The sequence below is a fragment of the Bradyrhizobium sp. STM 3566 genome (assembly GCF_045571445.1).
Lineage (GTDB): Bacteria > Pseudomonadota > Alphaproteobacteria > Rhizobiales > Xanthobacteraceae > Bradyrhizobium > Bradyrhizobium vignae.
Genome location: NZ_CP120692.1, coordinates 3,256,901 through 3,274,940, shown reverse-complemented (window position 1 = coordinate 3,274,940; position 18,040 = coordinate 3,256,901). Strand labels below are relative to the sequence as shown.

15 protein-coding genes and 1 tRNA gene are annotated in these 18,040 nt (G+C 63.7%); 5 read left to right on the top strand and 11 right to left on the bottom strand.

The genetic code is table 11. The features are described from left to right. Positions 1-374 precede the first annotated feature (374 nt). On the bottom strand, positions 375-1,946 hold the full coding sequence (locus tag P6U27_RS15730; RefSeq protein ID WP_122402902.1) for a porin: 1,572 nt from the start codon (positions 1,944-1,946) through the stop codon (positions 375-377). 839 nt (positions 1,947-2,785) lie between these two features. Between P6U27_RS15730 and P6U27_RS15725 the strand changes: the two genes are divergently transcribed. Continuing rightward, positions 2,786-2,878: transfer RNA gene (locus tag P6U27_RS15725), tRNA-Ser, on the top strand. Positions 2,879-3,778: 900 nt separating this feature from the next. Here P6U27_RS15725 and P6U27_RS15720 read toward each other — a convergent pair. The 8 genes from P6U27_RS15720 to P6U27_RS15685 form a co-directional block, all read right to left on the bottom strand. Then, complete coding sequence (locus tag P6U27_RS15720) at positions 3,779-4,045, bottom strand: hypothetical protein (protein ID WP_122402900.1); 267 nt, start codon at positions 4,043-4,045, stop codon at positions 3,779-3,781. Positions 4,046-5,520: 1,475 nt separating this feature from the next. Further along, the gene (gatB, locus tag P6U27_RS15715) at positions 5,521-6,999 is read right to left on the bottom strand and encodes an Asp-tRNA(Asn)/Glu-tRNA(Gln) amidotransferase subunit GatB (RefSeq protein ID WP_122402898.1); all 1,479 of its coding nucleotides are present in this window, start codon (positions 6,997-6,999) and stop codon (positions 5,521-5,523) included. Continuing rightward, positions 6,996-7,298 (bottom strand): hypothetical protein, encoded by a 303-nt coding sequence (locus tag P6U27_RS15710; RefSeq protein ID WP_122402897.1) that lies wholly within the window; start codon positions 7,296-7,298, stop codon positions 6,996-6,998. Before P6U27_RS15710 ends, gatB begins: the two co-directional genes overlap by 4 nt. After that, positions 7,289-8,764, bottom strand: a complete 1,476-nt coding sequence (gene gatA, locus P6U27_RS15705) for an Asp-tRNA(Asn)/Glu-tRNA(Gln) amidotransferase subunit GatA (RefSeq protein ID WP_122402896.1) — start codon at positions 8,762-8,764, stop codon at positions 7,289-7,291. The genes P6U27_RS15710 and gatA overlap by 10 nt, the downstream gene beginning before the upstream one ends. Beyond that, complete coding sequence (locus tag P6U27_RS15700; RefSeq protein WP_122402895.1) at positions 8,761-8,973, bottom strand: hypothetical protein; 213 nt, start codon at positions 8,971-8,973, stop codon at positions 8,761-8,763. The genes gatA and P6U27_RS15700 overlap by 4 nt, the downstream gene beginning before the upstream one ends. An 18-nt stretch (positions 8,974-8,991) precedes the next feature. Next, entirely contained in the window at positions 8,992-9,279 is a 288-nt protein-coding gene (gatC, locus tag P6U27_RS15695) for an Asp-tRNA(Asn)/Glu-tRNA(Gln) amidotransferase subunit GatC (RefSeq protein ID WP_122402894.1), read from the bottom strand. Between the two features lie 76 nt (positions 9,280-9,355). Then, positions 9,356-10,432, bottom strand: a complete 1,077-nt coding sequence (locus P6U27_RS15690) for a nitronate monooxygenase family protein (protein WP_122402893.1) — start codon at positions 10,430-10,432, stop codon at positions 9,356-9,358. A gap of 114 nt (positions 10,433-10,546) precedes the next feature. Next, the gene (locus P6U27_RS15685) at positions 10,547-11,587 is read right to left on the bottom strand and encodes a nitronate monooxygenase family protein (RefSeq protein WP_122402892.1); all 1,041 of its coding nucleotides are present in this window, start codon (positions 11,585-11,587) and stop codon (positions 10,547-10,549) included. Between the two features lie 96 nt (positions 11,588-11,683). On the opposite strand from P6U27_RS15685, the gene P6U27_RS15680 reads away from it, so the two are divergent. Beyond that, positions 11,684-12,574 carry a LysR family transcriptional regulator gene (locus P6U27_RS15680; protein WP_122402891.1) on the top strand — a complete coding sequence of 297 codons (891 nt, stop codon included), beginning with the start codon at positions 11,684-11,686 and terminating at the stop codon, positions 12,572-12,574. A 196-nt stretch (positions 12,575-12,770) separates the two neighbouring features. Continuing rightward, positions 12,771-13,706: a cyclase family protein gene (locus P6U27_RS15675; protein WP_129143240.1), complete on the top strand. Its 936-nt coding sequence runs from the start codon at positions 12,771-12,773 to the stop codon at positions 13,704-13,706. Between the two features lie 114 nt (positions 13,707-13,820). On the opposite strand, the gene P6U27_RS15670 is transcribed toward P6U27_RS15675, so the two are convergent. Beyond that, positions 13,821-16,046: a DNA/RNA non-specific endonuclease gene (locus tag P6U27_RS15670; RefSeq protein ID WP_122402890.1), complete on the bottom strand. Its 2,226-nt coding sequence runs from the start codon at positions 16,044-16,046 to the stop codon at positions 13,821-13,823. 269 nt (positions 16,047-16,315) lie between these two features. After that, complete coding sequence (locus P6U27_RS15665; protein WP_407194276.1) at positions 16,316-16,543, bottom strand: hypothetical protein; 228 nt, start codon at positions 16,541-16,543, stop codon at positions 16,316-16,318. Positions 16,544-16,589: 46 nt separating this feature from the next. Between P6U27_RS15665 and ruvX the strand changes: the two genes are divergently transcribed. Together ruvX and P6U27_RS15655 are read left to right on the top strand one after the other, a co-directional pair. After that, positions 16,590-17,081, top strand: coding sequence for a Holliday junction resolvase RuvX (ruvX, locus tag P6U27_RS15660; protein ID WP_162500242.1), 492 nt, complete (start codon positions 16,590-16,592; stop codon positions 17,079-17,081). Between the two features lie 3 nt (positions 17,082-17,084). After that, positions 17,085-18,008, top strand: a complete 924-nt coding sequence (locus P6U27_RS15655; protein ID WP_407194275.1) for an AEC family transporter — start codon at positions 17,085-17,087, stop codon at positions 18,006-18,008. Positions 18,009-18,040 lie beyond the last annotated feature (32 nt).

Below are 18,040 nucleotides of genomic sequence, written 5' to 3'. Positions count from 1 at the left end.
ATCGACCACTACCCTCGGGCGTCCTCCCGACTCGCGGCTCAAGCGCGGCGGCGACTGCGGTCAGATCGGGAAGTTCGGCGGTGGCCCGTCTCTCGACAATGAGACGGCGGTCCACTCCTGCTGCAAGGCCCGACCCGCAGTACGGTCGCACGGCCGAGCCGGCCGACGCGGCAGCCCTCCCCGGCGTATTCTCGCTCGGGACTTATGGCGCGGATCCCCCTCCCACGACAACCCGCATCGGGTCGCACCGAACCATCGATGGAGGGGAGCAGCGCGAGCTCGGCACTTGGCGCAAGACCGTGGGCATCCGACGCCAGAAAGAAAAGCCCCGGCGGTTTCCCGCCGGGGCTCTCTGTCAGGTCATTAGACCGAACTTACCAGTTGCGCTGAGCGCGGAGCAGCAGGGTGATGCTGTCCTGATCCTTCAGCTCGTACACAGCGGCCGGCTTGGCCGACGTGCCGGACGGGCCGATCGGGCCAACCGTGCCGGAATACTTCTGGTCGAGATGGGTCCAGTTCAGGTCGGCCGAGAACGTCAGGTTCTTGACCGGAGTCCAGCGGGTGATGATACCGACCTGGCCGATCGCGAAGTCGGGGTTGCAGCTCGTCACACCAGCGAGAGCCGCTCCCGTGACGAACACGCCACCGACGCCGCAGAGCGTGGTCTTGGCGAGCGTGCCGAACTGGGCCTGAGCGTAAGCACCGTAGAGCGCGGTGTTCCAGTACGGATCCCAGTTATGGGTATACGCACCACGGAAGCCCCAGGTCTTGACCGTCTCCTGCGAGCTGCCGGTGACGTACACCGTGTCAGGAGCATTGGCGAAGCCGACGCTCTGGTAGGCAATGCCCGAGCTGCCGAACATCTGATAGGAGCTGCCCGCCAGGTTCTGGAAGTTGTAGCGGGTCGCACCGTCGGTGTAGACGCCCTGGATGTTGATCGTGTCACCCGCGCCGGTCGGGATGTTCTTGATCGAGAGGGCGAGCTGAACCGCCCAACCCCACTTGTCGTCGGGGTGGCCAGTCAGCTCGGTCGCGCCGTAATAGCCAACGTGGTTGTCATGCGCAGCGACCGACGCCTGGAACAGGCCCCAGGCCTGGTCGACGCGGACCATACCGACAAGGTTCGGCGAACGCGAGCCGCCGATGGCATTGGTGCCGTAGGAGCCAGCGAGGATGCCGGCCGCAGTCGCGCCGGTCATGTTGAGGTTGCCGGCCTGATAATAGGCCGTCGCGTCTTCCGCCGAGAACGCCGCCGTCACGCCCTGACCGAAGTCAGCGGTGTAGGTGAACTGGTTGACACCAGTGACCGTGCCGCTGCCGCCGACGAGGCTGTCGATGTTGTTGCCGGGATAGTTGGTCCAGGGCGCGTCGAACTGCGACACGGCCTTACCCATGGTGAAGCCGGCGAACTGGATGAAGGCGTAGTACACGCCGAGCGAACCGCCCGAGGTACCGCCGTCAGTCGGGTTGATCGTCGTTCCGCCGACGAGACCCGTACCGGCAGCGTTGAGCGCAACGCCGCTCGTATACTGGGTGCCGCCAGTTCCCGAGCCGGTGGCGACAAAGCCGCCCGTGGTCCAGGAGAACGTCGCATCGAAGAAGGTGCGGACGACGCCGTATTCGGTGGCCGTGCGCGTGTCGATGTTGAGATCTTCACGAGCGCGCATGGTGTAGTAGTTGCTCAGGCGATTGTGCGCACCGGCGGGAGAGCCGTTGGCAATGCCGTAGATGCTGTTGGTGCCCAGCCCGACTTCAGCGCGCAGATAACCACCCAGCTTGATGCAAGTGTCAGTGCCCGGGATATAGTAGAAGCCCGCACCGTACAGCGAGCAGATCTTCACGTATTCGACCGCCTTGGCCTTCACGGGGAGATCGGCTGCCTGCGCTCCGCCCACGGCGATCAGACCCGCCGCTGAGCCGAGCAAAAGGCTCTTAACCAACTTCATGTTAAACCTCCAAGTTGCTCTTCAGGGAAGGTCACTGACCGGACGGCCAATTCCCCAACCCCCTCTAAATCACCGCTTTTGGCCCCTTCGCGCCTTCGGACACACCCGCATGAACGCGAGGGACTTAAGCGAACGACCTAAACGGGACGACCTCGGGATGCCCCCCTCCGTCGCTCAGTCACAATTACCGAAGGTCCTTGCACACACAACAAGAGAACGCTCCGAAACGGGCCGATGAGGCGTGTTTTCCGACGGGTGTTGCACAAATAACACGCAGATGTGATCAAGTCGCCCTCGTAACACATTGTTTATATTTATATTTTTTGAGCGGTTCCATTTGCCATCAAAGTTCCGCACATGAGGCACCGCAGCCGAGACCTCGGCCTGGAGCGGCTTTGATGCGCTGGAATCGTAGAATCAGAAGGAGACTCAATGGGCAGGCATCGCCCGCCTCCGCGCCTCCAGTTTGACACAAGCGCGGTCACAACAACGCCCGAGCCGCGCGGCAAACACTCTTAATCGAGTTATCGAGGCGGAGATGATTGGGAACGGACCGGCAGCTCGGCGGTCAAGACGCAGGGATGCCGACGTTCCATGGGACCCCGCTCACGTATCATTGAATTTCCTAGCAAATTCAGCTTCTGACACGAGCAAGCAGGCTTCTCCATGCGGAACATCCTTGCGCCTTGTGTCAGATGTTCCAGCTTTGGGGCCTGTTCTTTACGGCGTCACCCGCGCGAACAGACCCGTTTGTTTCGAAAGTCACTGGGAATATTCGAGCGAAAACACACGCTTCCAAATTGACCGCCCCAAGTAATTAGAGGCATAAGGCTCGCACCGGAGAGGTGGCCGAGTGGCTGAAGGCAACGCTTTGCTAAAGCGTCATACGGTCTCAAGCTGTATCGAGGGTTCGAATCCCTCCCTCTCCGCCACCCAGCAGCTGTGTCCGGCCCGGAGACATGGGTAACGAAACGTACCTAAGAGATGGGTGACAACCTCGTGCCGATCGGGTTGTCGCGGGGTTTCAAAGTCATCTGCTCCAAGTTCGCTTAGTTGAGGCCGATGGCCTGCAATCTGCTGCATTTCAGCGTGACGCATTCATGGCACGGCTATTTTTGCTCGGCTCGCGCTGTCGCCGTCAACCACGCGCGTGCCGCGCCCTTCGGGCTTCGGGGGTTGACCGCGACAGCGGAGCCAAGCAAGTGGCCCTCCATGCCAAGAATGCACAAGAGCGCGTCTCCGTCAGGGCGCCGTGGTCGTGGCGGAGACATCAGTGATGGGCCTCGGACCGAACGGGTTGTCGCTTTCCACGGCATCCACACCTCCCGCAGAACAAAAGCGGAAAGTGTAACCCATGTGCCCGGTACGTTCTGTCACCTATGTCTCGGGCCGCTCAAGCAGAATCATCCGAGGTCTTCTGCGTTCTCTCAGCTGAAGCGGGCGTGACGCCGGCGCGAAAGCCCGGCGCAAGGATGAGCACGGCGAGCCCAGCTCGATTCGCGTGCTCCTTAATATATGTGTGCACGCACCTAGACGACGGATCGCCCTATCCGCCAATGCGAGGGCGAGATCAGCATAGGCTCGTCAGCCCAAACATTGAACCAGACGCCGCCCTTACGCCGGCATGGAAAGGGCCAGGGCACAATTCCCGTCTTGTGCAGACGCCCGAGTTCCAGATCGCACTCGCCGGGAGCGATCTGAATCGGCAGCCATTGTTCATTCGTAGCCGGGTTGCTCATGCCGTCGGACTTTAGGCGGCGGCACCGGGGAGAAACTTGCTTCAGCGCAACCGGGCCCACCCGTGCGAACACGGGTCAGAGGCGATTCTCGTCTCAGTGCGCGCAGACCCAGGCCCTCGCCTCGCGCTGCGCAACCGAGATCTCGGCGTCCGACATCTGCCCGGCGACTTCCTGGCGCAGCGCTACGGCGTCCTTGCGGCCTTTCAACGCGGCGAGGTTGAACCATTTGTGCGCGGCGACGAGATCGACGATCCCGGAGCGGCCGCTCGCCCAATAGATCCCGCGCTCGAACAGCACGTCCGACAGCGCGCTCGCGTCGACCGGCGTTGCCGTCTCCAGATCGAAAGTACCCTGAAACATCACGCATCCCCTTTGTTCTTATGCCGGTCCCGTTCCCCGAGCGCGGCTTCCGTCCACAAAGCTGTTCAACTCATCCCCATGCCGTTTGCCGGCTTGTTGGAGGCGATGATGGCGGGCAAATTTGAATGGCAGTTTAAGTATCGCGATGAAGCAGACGTAAACGCGAGCGGGCGAGGCCGGCGAGAGGAATTCGAGAAGCCCCTGATTTGCCGGCACTTCTGCAATTCGTCAGCTTCGGTTTACCGCGGGATTTTGGGAGAACGATAACCATTGCGCGCGGACGGATGTGCGGCGTGGCGTACTGCGTGCAGCTCATCGTCGTCAGCCGCGCAGGCGGGTGACCCAGTATTCCAGAGACAGAAGTCATCCCCCGAGAAGCCGCGGCGTACTGGATCGCCCGGTCGAAGCCGGACACAGCGAATGGGGATCCCTGCGTGCGAACAATGGAATCAGGGCCCCAGCCCTCGCCTGCTCCAAGGCAGAACACCGACGTCGGCGCGGACGCGTCGCGGTCAGATCAACAATGTCGGGGGGAATGGAATGCCGGCAATGCCCCGGCTTCGAGAGAACGAGGGCGTCGGCGAACACGTCAGGACCAGATTCCACTTTGGCCCGAAGGCCTCTCGTGAAATTGCGGAGCCCCCAAGAAGGAGAACCGCACCGAACGAAGAAAACTCGTTTCTTCTGCCGGACCGCGAAAGAGAACAGCCCGACCGTTGACCTGATGTCTCGCCGACACCCTCTATCGTCGACCAGAACCTCCAGGAGGCGCTGATGACGTGCCGGCTATCTGGAGCCGGCAACTTCAGAAGCGAAGTTACTTCTTCTTCGCGACCTTGCGGGTCTTCTTCGCAGTCTTCTTCACTGCGCTCTTCGCCTTCTTCGCCTTCTTCGCTTTCTTGGCCATGTTGCCCTCCGATGTGTGAGATGGCTTTAATCGCTGCGTGCACTCGGGGATCGAATGCACTTCATCCCGAATACACCAACACGAAGAAAAAAACAGCTTCTCGCTTAAAGAAGTGTTGACGCAGCAAGGCGCGTGCGCTTGGCGGGCGCGACGCAGGCGCTTCGCATCATGTGCGATTGCGATCGAGCAGAGTGATCGCATCGTCGCCGTTCGCGAACGACGCGATTGCACAAAAACACTATGCCGCAAGTATTTTTTCGCACGCGCGCATCGCGTGCGATCGACGCGACGGCGCGCATCGACAATCGCGCGATCGTGTCGCGAAAGCGTTTCGCGGACTCTGAGTCGCGAATTTTGGCAACGAAAATATTTTCATGCTTAACGGCGCGAGCGCTCGCCGAAGCGTCCGCAAGGCGCCGTTTTGGGCGAATCGCGTGACGGCGATTCGGTCGCGCCACCGCTGTCGATCGGGATGAAGTTTGCCGTTCGAGGATGCGCGCGAGCGGCGCACCGAGAGCCGAAAGCGAGGTGACGAAACGGTCCGTCACCTCGTTCGAACGTGTGAGGATCAGACGCCGAGCTTGGCCTTGAGCAGCTCGTTGACGCTCTGCGGGTTGGCCTTGCCGCCGGACGCCTTCATCACCTGGCCGACGAACCAGCCGAGCGACTGCGGCTTGTCCTTGACCTGCGCCGCCTTGTCGGGATTGGCCGCGATGATGTCGTCGACCACCTTCTCGATCGCCGAGAGGTCGGTGACCTGCTTCATGCCGCGGCTTTCCACCAGCGCGCGGGGATCGCCGCCTTCCTGCCAGACGATCTCGAACAGATCCTTGGCGATCTTGCCCGAGATCGTGCCCTCGCCGATCAGATCGATGATCGCAGCGAGCTGCTCGGCGTTGACTGGAGAGTCCGCGATATCCCGGCCTTCCTTGTTGAGACGGCCGAACAGCTCGTTGATCACCCAGTTGGCCGCCATCTTGCCGTCGCGCGCGCGGTTGGCAAGCCTGTCGAGCACGGTCTCGTAGAACACCGCACTCTCGCGCTCGGCGACGAGCACGCTCGCATCATAGGCCGAGAGGCCGAAATCGGCGACGAAGCGCGTCTTCTTCTGGTCCGGCAGCTCCGGGAGTTCAGCCTTCAGCTCGTCGACGAACGCCTGGCTGAACTCCAGCGGCAACAGGTCGGGATCGGGGAAGTAGCGATAGTCGTGCGCCTCTTCCTTGGACCGCATCGAGCGTGTCTCGCCCTTGTTGGGATCGTAGAGCCGCGTCTCCTGCTCGATCTCGCCACCATCCTCGATGATCTCGATCTGGCGTCGCGCCTCGTACTCGATCGCCTGGCCGATGAAGTTGATCGAGTTCATGTTCTTGATCTCGCAGCGGGTGCCGAGCGGCCCGCCCGGCTTGCGCACCGACACGTTGACGTCTGCGCGCAAGGATCCCTTCTCCATGTCGCCGTCGCAGGTGCCGAGATAGCGCAGGATCGAGCGCAGCTTGGTCACATAGGCCTTGGCCTGCTCGGCATCCCGGATGTCGGGCTTGGAGACGATCTCCATCAGCGCGACGCCGCAGCGGTTGAGGTCGACATTGGACATGGTCGGTGACCGATCGTGCAGCAACTTGCCGGCGTCCTGCTCCAGATGCAGCCGCTCGATGCCGATCGTGACGCTGCGGCCGCCGTCGAGCTCGACCAGCACCTCGCCCTCGCCGACGACCGGCGATTTGTACTGGCTGATCTGGTAGCCCTGCGGCGAGTCCGGATAGAAATAGTTCTTGCGGTCGAACACCGAGCGCAGATTGATCTTGGCGTTGAGGCCGAGACCGGTCCGGACAGCCTGCCTGACGCATTCCTCGTTGATGACAGGCAGCATCCCCGGCATCGCGGCGTCGACCAGCGATACGTGGCTGTTCGGCTCGCCGCCGAATGCGGTGGACGCGCCCGAGAACAATTTTGCGTTCGACGTCACCTGGGCATGGATCTCCATGCCGATGACCATCTCCCAATCGCCGGTGGCGCCTTTGAGAAGCTTGTGCGTGGCCGTGCTCATGTCTTGCTCCCGAGCAGCGTGGCAGCGATCCGCTCCCACTCCGCTTTCAATGAATCCTTCGCTACGGGCTGGCCGGCCTGGCGGTACCAGTAGCCGGCATTGCCGAGATCGCCTTCGACGCGGTGCAGATAGGCGTGCACCCAGGCGGCCTCACGGCTGCTTTCATCCTGAACGATCTTGTGGGCGCGGTCCCAGTCGCCCTTGGCGGCCCACCAGAGACCTCTAAGCGGCGCGTTCAGGCTAGGCGCGGGCACCGCGCCGTCGAGGCTCGCGATGAAGGCCGCGACATTCACCACCACCTCTCGGGCACGAAGCGGCCGGCGGCCTGCTCGATCACCTCGCCGAGCGAGAACAGCGTCTCCTCGTCGAACGGCCGACCGATCAGTTGCAGGCCGAGCGGCAGGCCCTGCGCGTCCTTGCCGGCGGGCACGGCGATGCCGGGCAGGCCCGCCATGTTCACGGTCACCGTGAAGATGTCGTTGAGGTACATCTCGACCGGATCGGCGCCGCCCTTCTCGCCGATGCCGAAAGCCGCCGACGGCGTCGCCGGGGTGAGGATCGCATCGACGCCCCTCGCGAAGCAGTCCTCAAAATCCTTCTTGATCAGCGTGCGCACTTTTTGCGCGCGCAGATAATAGGCATCGTAATAGCCGGCCGAGAGCACATAGGTGCCGATCATGACACGGCGCTTCACCTCCGCGCCAAAACCCTCGGCACGGGTGTTCTCGTAGAGCTCGATGATGTTTCTGCCCTGCTCGCGCAGGCCGTAGCGCACGCCGTCATAGCGCGCGAGGTTGGAGGAGGCCTCCGCCGGCGCCACGATATAATAGGCCGGCAGCGCATATTTCGTGTGCGGCAGCGACACCTCGACGAGCTCGGCGCCGGCGCTCCTCAGCCAGTCCGCACCCGATTGCCAAAGCTTCTCGATCTCCGCCGGCATGCCGTCGAGACGGTACTCCCGGGGAATACCGATCTTCATGCCCTTCACGGACTTGCCGATCGCCGCCTCGTAGTCCGGCACGGGAATGTCGACCGAGGTCGTGTCCTTCGGATCGTGGCCGGCCATCGAACGCAGCAGCATCGCGGCATCGCGCACGCTGCGCGCGATCGGACCGGCCTGGTCGAGCGAGGAAGCAAAGGCGACGATGCCCCAGCGCGAGCAGCGGCCATAGGTCGGCTTGATGCCGACCGTCGCGGTGAACGCCGCCGGCTGGCGGATCGAGCCGCCGGTATCGGTCGCAGTCGCGCCCATGCAGAGCAGTGCCGCCACGGCCGAGGCCGAGCCGCCGGACGAGCCGCCGGGCACCAGCGTGGCGTTGCTGCCGTCGCGCCGCCAGGGATTGCCGACGGGCCCGAAGCAGGAGGTCTCGTTCGACGAGCCCATCGCGAACTCGTCATTGTTGAGCTTGCCGAGCATCACGGCACCATCGCGCCAGAGCTGCGAGGTGACGGTCGACTCATACGTCGGCACGAAATTGCCGAGGATTTTCGAGCACGCCGTGGTGCGCACGCCCTTGGTCGCGAACAGATCCTTGATGCCGAGCGGGATGCCGGCGAGCGGGCCGGCGTCACCCTTGGCGATCTTGCCATCGGCCTCCCGTGCCATCGCGCGGGCCTGGTCGGGCGTCTCCATCACGAAGGCGTTGAGCACGCGCGCGGCTTCGATCGCGGAAAGATGCGCGTCGGTCAGCTCGAGCGACGTGAAAGTCTTGTCGGCGAGGCCCTTGCGGGCCTCGGCGAGCGTCAGCGATGTCAAATCGGTCATTTATTGATCGGGCTGCAGAAGAACGGAGACAGGGTCTTGTCGTTGGCCGGGTCGTCTTTTTTGGCAGCGGCTTTCGCGGCAGCCTCGATCTCGTCGAGCACGGCATTGACGGCGACATTGGGATCGGCAGCCTTGCCCTGCCGCTCCATGTTGTCGAGGTAATTCATGTAGGCCTGATAGGCCTTTTCATCGTCGCAAAGCAGGCACATCGGACCACGTCCTAAGAGTTACTCTACGACCTTGGGCACCAGGAAGAAGTGACCTTCGGTCGCGGGCGCGTTGGCAACGATATCGTCGGCGATCTCGCCGTCATTGACCACGTCCTGCCGCTTCTTCATCTGCATCGGGGTGACCGAAGTCATCGGCTCCACGCCCTCGACATTGACTTCCGAGAGCTGCTCGACAAAGGCGAGCATGGCGTTGAGCTCGCCCTGCAGATGCGGAACCTCCTCCTCGGACACCGCAATGCGCGCCAGATGCGCGATGCGGCGGACGGTAGCGGCGTCAACGGACATTATATAAGGCCTCTCACGGCAAAACCTATGTGCCGTATAGCAGAGGCCGCTTTTGCGCCGCAACCGGCGCTTCCCCCTATCCGGCGAGGGCCTTCATGCGCCCGAGCGCCGATTTGGCGAGATCCCGGGTCAATTCGGCGGCGGGCACCTCGCGGCCCAGCGCAATCGCCTGTCCCGCCCAGAGATTGGTGAAATCCACCCTGCCCTGCTTTTCGGCAGCGGCCTTCAGCGGCCCCAGCGCGGTCGCGGCATGGGGAAAAGGCGGCGCATCCGGCGAGACCGGGCCGGCCTCACGCATCAGGCGGTTCTGCACGCCGCGCGCCGGACGGCCCGTCATGACATTGGTGATGACGGTGGAATCGTCCCGCGCTTCAGCGAGCGCCTTGCGGCCGCCCGCGCTGACCTTGGATTCCGGACAGCGCAGGTAAGCGCTGCCGATCTGCACGCCGGAGGCACCGAGCGCAAAGGCTGCGGCAATGCCGCGTCCATCGGCAATGCCACCGCAGGCGATCACCGGCACCTTCACGGCATCGACGACCTGCGGCACCAGCGCGAAGGTGCCGGGCTGCTCGGCGATGTTGTCGGTCAGGAACATGCCGCGATGCCCCCCCGCCTCGGCGCCTTGCGCGATCACGGCGTCGACGCCGTGCTGCTCGAGCCAGACCGCTTCCTTCACGGTCGTGGCGGACGAGATGACGAGACAGCCGGCCGCCTTGACGCGCCTCAGCAGCGCTTGCTCCGGCAGGCCGAAATGGAAGCTGACGACCTCCGGCTTCAGCTCCTCGACCACTTCACAGAACGCCGCATCGAAAGGCGCGCGGTTTGCAGCATTGATCGGTGCCGAGGGATCGAGACCATGCTCGGTGTAATAGCCCGCCAACCGTTGCTTCCAGCGCGCTTCGGCCTCCGCCGTGAGCTCGACCGGTGTATGGCAGAAGAAGTTCATGTTGACCGGTGCCTTCACGCGCTGGCGGATGAGACCGACCTGCTCGCGCGCCTTCTCTGCCGAGATCATTGCGCAGGGCAGCGACCCCAGCGCCCCGCCTTGCGCAGCCGCAACCACCAGCTCCGCATCCATCACGCCAGCCATCGGCGCCAGCACGATCGGGAATTCGGTCTTGAAGAGGTCGATCAGTCGACGGTCAGGCCACATGGTTCTTGCCTCGTATTCGCTTTCCCATCTCCCCTTGAGAGGGTGGATCGCCGCGCAGCGGCGAGACGGGTGAAGGGTGTGTCTCCGCGGACGCAGACCTCTTCGGATTTGAATTTATTCTCCGCGGACAAAGCCCCTCATCCGGCGCTGCGCGCCACCTTCTCCCACAAGGGAGGAAGAGAAGGCATCGGTCACCGAATTTCGTTTTCCTTCGAGCAGCTGCTCGGCCTCGACCGCGATCCGCTCGACGATCTCGGCTGCGGGCGGAATATCATGGATCAGGCCAACGGCTTCGCCGGCAAACACGGCTGCAACCTCGAAATTGCCCGCGGCCTTCGCCGCAGCATATTCAACGGCGACCTCACTGGCGCGTTGCATGAGCTCGACCTCGCGACCCGTCCAGCGTTTGATGTGATCATTGACCAACGTTCGCGCGGTGAACGGCGCCGGCCAGAACAGCTCCCGCGACCAGTCGGCGATGACGCCGCGCACCGTCTCATTGCCGTCGGCATCGCGAATGCGCTGCTTCGCCTTCTCGGCGCCATTCGCCTCCACGCTCGCATAGAAGCGCGTACCAATCAGCACGCCGGATGCCCCCAGCATCATCATTGCTGCGAGGCCCCGGCCATCGGCGATCCCACCGGCCGCGACAACCGGCACGCGCCTGGCCGCGAGATCGACGATGGCAGGCACGATATCTACCGTGGTGCGCGAGGCGCCGTGGCCACCCGCCTCCGTCCCTTGCGCGATCAGGATCTCGGCGCCGGCATCGAGCGCTTGCTTCGCCATGTCCTCGCTCTGCACCTGGCAGATCAGCCGCACGCCGCTCGCCTTGATGCGCAACGCGAACGGCGCGGGATCGCCGAACGAGAGCATGATCGCTTGCGGGCGAGCGTCGAGCGCGATGTCGAGCAGCTCGGGCTGTTTGGCGAGGCTCCAGGTGATGAAGCCGATCCCGAACGGCGCAAAACCCTTCAGCTCGGCAGCCTCAGCCTGAAGCCGGGCCCGGTCGCCGTAACCGCCACCCAGGATGCCGAATCCACCCGCCTCGCTGACGGCGCGGGTCAGCCGGGTGCCGGCGATCGTGTCCATGGGCGCCGACAGGATCGGATGCTTGATCCGAAGCAGCTCCGTGAGCGGCGTTGTGATTGGCATGAATCCTCCCACTCTGGACAGCGAGACTAGGCGCAGCTAGCATTCGCGAAAAATGAATTGTTGCGAATGCTGCCATCTCCAAAGCGGAACGACGCCATGGAACTCAGCGACATCAAGACCTTCGCCGCCGTCGCCCGCACCGGCGGCATCACCCGCGCCGCCGAAGAGCTCAACACCGTGCAATCGAACGTGACCCAGCGCGTGAAGGCGCTGGAGGCGGAGATCGGCACGCCGCTGTTCGAGCGCCACAGCCGCGGCATGACGCTGACAGGCGCCGGCAAGCGCCTCCTCCCCTACGCGCAAAAGATGGCGGCGCTGTCGCGCGAAGCCTTGCTCGCCGCGCGTGACGACGGCGAGCCAAAGGGACCGCTCGCCATCGGCTCGATGGAGACAACGGCAGCGGTGCGGCTGCCGCCGCTGCTGGCCGATTTCCACCGCCGCTTTCCCGCGGTGCGACTTTCCTTGCGCACCGCGCCGACCGCCGACCTCGTCACTGGCGTGCTCGACGGCACGCTCGACGGCGCCTTCGTCGCGGGGCCCATCACGCATGACGACCTCACCGCGACGAGCGCCTTCCGCGAGGAGCTGGTGCTGGTCAGCGCGCGGCGCTGGGCTTCGCTCGCCGAGCTGCGCGCCGGCACGCCGGAGTCCGGCCCGACCGCACTGGTATTCCGCACCGGCTGTACCTACCGCCAACGGCTCGAACAGGTGTTCGTCGAGTTCGGCTGGCCGTCGGCCGCACGCTTCGAGCTCGGCACGCTCGACGGCATGATCGGCTGCGTCGCCGCGGACATGGGTGTGACGCTGCTGCCGCGCGCGGTTGTCGAGCGCAGTGCGATGCACGGCAGCGTGTCGATCCACACGCTGAGCCCTTCGTACGCACGCGCGGAGACGCTCTTCATCCAGCGCAGCGCCGGACATCAATATAGCGCGCTTCAAGGCTTCGCCGCCTGCCTGAAGAAAGACGACGACGTCATCGCGGCCTGACGCGAGCGCAGACGTTCCACGACACGAAATTCGCCGTCACAAATTTGTCGTACTCACAGTGCGCGCAGCCGATGCTGCGTTCAGCCGTCGCATCACAGCGCTCGAAAAGTTTTGAAGCGCGTGAGTATTCTACGTTAGGATGAGAGACTGGCCAGCGCGAAACCGTAACGAAGCCAAAACATCGGGAGGACTATCGATGCGCAATACACTCGTGTTGTGCTGTGTCGCCGCGTTGTCGGCGATGTCAGGAACTGCAAGCGCTCAGGACTGGACCAAATCGAAATGGGGGCCGAACGACGAGATCGGCGCCGCCAATTACATGACGCCCGAGCTCGTGGTGAAGGCGGCATCGCTGGTGAAGACCGGCAAGACCTATGCCCTCGGCATTCCCGTCACACCGCAAACGCCGGCCTATCCTCCGCGCAGCTTCAAGATCACCGTGGTCCAGCCGGGACAGGCCGGCAGCCCGGGCCTCGGTCCCAACAAGGCCACCTACAATGACGATATCCTCGACACCTGGGTCGGCATCGGCAGCCAGCTAGACGGCCTCGGCCATCTCGGCGTCGAGCACGTCTACTACAACGGCAACAAGCTCGCCGATTTCGCCGATCCGACCGGGCTGAAGAAGCTCGGCATCGAAAAGGTGCCGCCGATGGTCACGCGCGGCGTGCTGCTCGACATGGCGGCCTATTTCAAGACCGACGTGGTGAAGGAAGGTACCGCCTTCAACATCAAGGAGATCGAGGAAGCCGCCAAACAGCAGAACGTCGAGATCCGCCAGGGCGACGTCGTCATCTTCCACACCGGCTGGCTCAGCCTGATCGGCAAGGACGACAAGCGCTACTCGGCCGGCGAGCCCGGTCTCGGCGTCGAGGGCGCGAAGTACCTCACCAGCAAGGGCGTCGTCGCGATCGGTGCCGACACCTGGGCGCTCGAGGTGCTGCCGTTCGAATCCAAGAACGTGTTCGAGGTGCACCAGATCCTGCTCGCGATGAACGGCACCTACATCCTCGAAAACATGGACACCGCCGCGCTCGCCCGAGACAAGGGCTACGAATTCCTGTTCGTGCTGGGACAGCCGCGCTGGACCGGCGGCGTGCAGGCGATGATCAACCCGATCGCGATCCGCTGACATCCCACACGGCTCCGTCGCAACAGCCCCGGGTGAGGGTCTTGCAGTGTCTCGAGAGAGTACACCGCTCCCTCACCCGAATGCTGCGCCGGTCCCGCCGCTCGAACCTAGGCTCTAGATCCGAATGTCCTCATAGGATTCGATCCGCCGCGGGCCGACCGAGGTTGCCTCGTGCGAGTCCGCGTCGGCGAGATTGCCGAAGTCGAGCTTGGTCAATTTCGTCAGATCCGCGATCGAGACCTGGAACACGCTGACGTCTGCTTCGGACATCCGCTCGAGCAGATCCGCCTCCTGGATGCGGTCTATCTCCATAACCTGCTTTCGCTGGCTCATCAGGAACGCCGCCGCTTTGAGCGCGTCGCCATCCTCGTTGCGCCGGATCAGGATCTTCCAGAAATATTTCGGGATTTGAACCCCGCCAAAGCTCGGATCCTTGTGCGGCCGGCCGGCCGGATCGGGCAGATCGGATCCGTCGGCATCCGGTCCGTCGAACACCGGGCCGTTCATGACGATGCCCTTCTCCTCGCCTTCGAGCAGGACATCACGCGTGTAGTCCTCCAGTCCTGCCCAGAGCTGCTTGCCCTGATTGAACGAGAAGAACTGCGGCGAGCAGTTGGTGAAATGGAAGGAATCGTCGCCATGCTGCTTGGCTGCGGCGACGGTGTCGCCCCAGGTTGCATCCAGACGGCGTACGAGATGACCGCGGTCGAACGGATTCTTGCTGCGGTCCGCCTCGAAGGTGGCCTGCTTGCGGTAGAACTCATCGCCGATCTGGACGTCGTCGTCGATGCGCGGATCGCGCAACCAGGAATCACCTTCCCGCTTGCCGACGTCCTGCTGCTTGCCGCCATCGATATTGACGCAACTGAAGAAGGCGAGCCTGCGCTCTTTGTTCATGACGACGCTGTAGTTGAAATATTTCAGCTCGGACTGCTTGGAGCTTCCCTTCAGCATCGCGATCCGGGACTTGAGAGCGGACGGAATCTTCGGCAACGGCACCGAGAACTTGCCGGTGCCCAGGAAATTCGCCTTGTATCCGGGACGCGATTTCAGCGTGCTCTGATCGATATGCACGGCCTCCATCGGCAAGCCGTTCTTCGCGCTGATGTTGGGCAACAAGCCCGCCGGTGGGGCGATCAACGGCTTGCCGCCATTGTGCATGCCGCCGTTCGGTGCTCCGCCGTTGCCTCCCGGCGGGCCCTGCACGGGCGCCGGCGGAGGCATCGGAATTTCCGTCCTGAACATCGGCAACGGCACGCGGATCGGAACCACGAGCGAGGTCCCGTCGAGGGATTGCTCGACCCAGGCATTGGCACCGAAAGCAGGCGCGGGGGCCGGCGGCCGGACTTTCGCGACCTCGTCCCGGATCGGCGGCTCCTCCTCATCGAGCACCGGCCTGATCAAGGGATGAGAACCAATCGCAACTTTGAGATCGGCGACGATCGCGCTGATCCGGATGCCTTCATTGGCGATCCAGTCGATCGAGGATTCGTCCATCGTCGGCTTCCACACCTTGCCGTCCTTGGTCAGGGTGCGGCCCTGCGCATCCTTCCGAGGAACGCCACTGTGGTGCAGCGCGACCACCTGCCAGAAGCGGTTGAACGCCGGCGATCCCGATGATCCGGCCGTCGTATCGGTGTTGTACCAGAGGAAGTCGCCGACATATTTGAGCAGCTTGTTCTCGCGGACGCAGACCTGCTTCATCTGACCGCTGGGATGCTGGATGATGGTGAGGTACTCGCCGGGGTCTGCCTTGCCGGGCGCGCCGCTCAGCGGCAGCCATCCCCAATCCTCGAGCCCCTCGTTGCCTGACAGCGAGGTCGGCGCCACCGCAACGACCGAGAAATCCAGCCTGTCGTTGGTGTAGAAGAATTTGCCCGGCTCGAATCCGAACCGCACCGGCACACGCTCCTGTCCCGAAACATCCAATTCATAGTTGAAATCGGCAATCGAATTGGCCGCCTCGGCCGGCGTACCGAAGACATGATGGTTCGTCAGCAGCAGGCCGGGTCCGATCAGAAAGCCCGAGCCATAGCCGAGCAGGTTCGACTTGAGATCCCTGAGTTGAATGCGGCAGACCGGGCGCGAGGCGGCCGTTCCCTTGGCCAGGTAATTGATGCTGTCGAGATCATTGCCCTGGAGAATTCGCTCCAGGCCGATCTCGGCCGCCTGCACGTCCTGCGTCTCGGCCAGGAGCTGGCGCTGGCGCTGGCGTATCTTTTCGACGGTCATCTCGATCGGCCCGTCGCCCAATTTACGGTTCAGGGCATCGGGTGAGAACTCGGCTTGCTTGAATCGCCTTTCTGAGCCCGCGATCAGGCTTGGCTTGATGAGCATCATGACCTCTCAAAATACTGGGCGAATATTGGACATGGTCGGCGCCTGAAAATCTGCGCCAAGGTTGCAGCGCGGTTCGGACCGCAGGTCGCTGCCGATCGTTCTGAAAATCGGGGCACCGCCCCTACTACTTTAGGCCCATATATTTATTCCACAACAACCAGAGCGTCAATCAACGTGCGCTGCTGAGGACGCGACATCATGCCATGGTCTGCGGCGCCGTCCGTGTGACATTTGCCACAAATGATCGCTGCATTTGTCCGCCACCGTTCTCATGCGCTTCTTCCGATCGCCTTCAGCTGCCATCGTCGCAGCGCCACGATGGACCAGATCGCCTCGACCAGGCCGAACGGCCAGGCGCCCTGGAGGAAACCGTAAGCCGAGCCGAGCGCGCAGGATGCGGCGAACAGCAGCACGAACCAGTGGCTGCGATCCTCCAGGGCATAAGTGACCAGCATTGCCGTGACGGCGAACAGGCCCAATAATGTCAGCGCATCCATGTTCCGGGTTCACTCCGCAGCGTGACGCGTGATATGCGCTAACGCCATGCCGGCTCTTATCCTGCCTCTCGTCGAAGCTGCAACCCATTGGCCCGCGCGCGGCGCGCTGGTCGGGCTCGATCTCGGCACCAAGACCATCGGTGTTGCCGTGTCCGACCCCGATCGTCGGCTTGCGACCGGCGTCGAGACCATCTCCCGCAAGGCGTTCAAGCAGGATGCCGCCCGCCTGCTCGCGATCGCGGCCGAGCGCAAGGCGGCCGGATTCGTGCTCGGCCTGCCCATCAACATGGACGGCAGCGAGGGCCCGCGCGCGCAATCCACCCGCGCCTTCGCGCGCAACCTTGCCGGCCTGACCGCGCTTCCCATCGGTCTCTGGGACGAGCGCCTCTCGACCGCGGCGGTCGAGCGCGAGCTGATCGGCATGGACGTCAGCCGTGCGAAGCGCGCCGAGGTGATCGACGAGCATGCCGCGATCTTCATCCTGCAAGGCGCGCTCGACCGCCTCGCCAATCTTCGCGCCAGCCCGGGGATCGATTGATCCATGGCCGTCGTCGTCGCGGCGCTGCTGCCGGTCTTCATCCTCATCGTGCTCGGCATCGTGCTGAAGCGCAGCCTGATGCGGCTCGACACGCAGTGGCACGGGCTGGAGCGGCTGACTTATTTCGTGCTGTTCCCGATGCTGCTGATCCAGACGCTGGTGAAGGCGGATCTCTCCAAGGTGCCGGTCGCCGGCGTCGGCGGCGCGCTGCTGCTGTCGGCGCTCGGGATGTCGCTGCTGTGCCTCGCGCTGCGCCCTGCCCTTTCGCGGCTCGATATCGACGGCCCCGCCTTCACCTCGATCTTCCAGGGCGCGACGCGCTGGCAGACCTTCGTCGGGCTGTCGGTGGCCGCCAACATGTTCGGCGACGTCGGGCTGGCGCTCGCTTCGGTGGCGATGGTCGCGATCATTCCGCTGGTCAACGTGTTCAGCGTCGCGGTGCTCGCCCATTACGCATCGCCCGAGAAGCAATCCGGCCGCGCCATCGTCATGACCTTGGTGCGCAATCCCCTGATCTGGGCCTGCGCGATCGGCCTCTTCATCAATGTCACCCGCTTGCCGCTGCCAAAGGCCTGGCATGAGGTTGCCGACGCGCTCAGCCGTTCCTCGCTCGCGATCGGCCTGCTCGTCACCGGCGCGGGGCTGCATCTCGAAGGCCTGCTGCGTCCGAGCGCCGCCGCTGCGATCGGCGTCGCCTTCAAGCTGGTACTGATGCCCGCACTCGCCCTCGCGCTTGCCGTCTGGTTCGGCCTGTCGGGCGAGAGCCTGGCGATCGTTGCGATCTGCTCGGCGGTGCCGACCTCGTCGAGCGCCTATGTCCTCGCACGCCAGATGGGCGGCGACGCGCCGCTGCTGGCGCAGATCATCACGCTACAGACGATGCTGGCGGCGATCACGATGCCGATGGCGATCGCGCTGGTGGCTTGAGGCGAACGACCGAACGCCGACCGATCGTACTC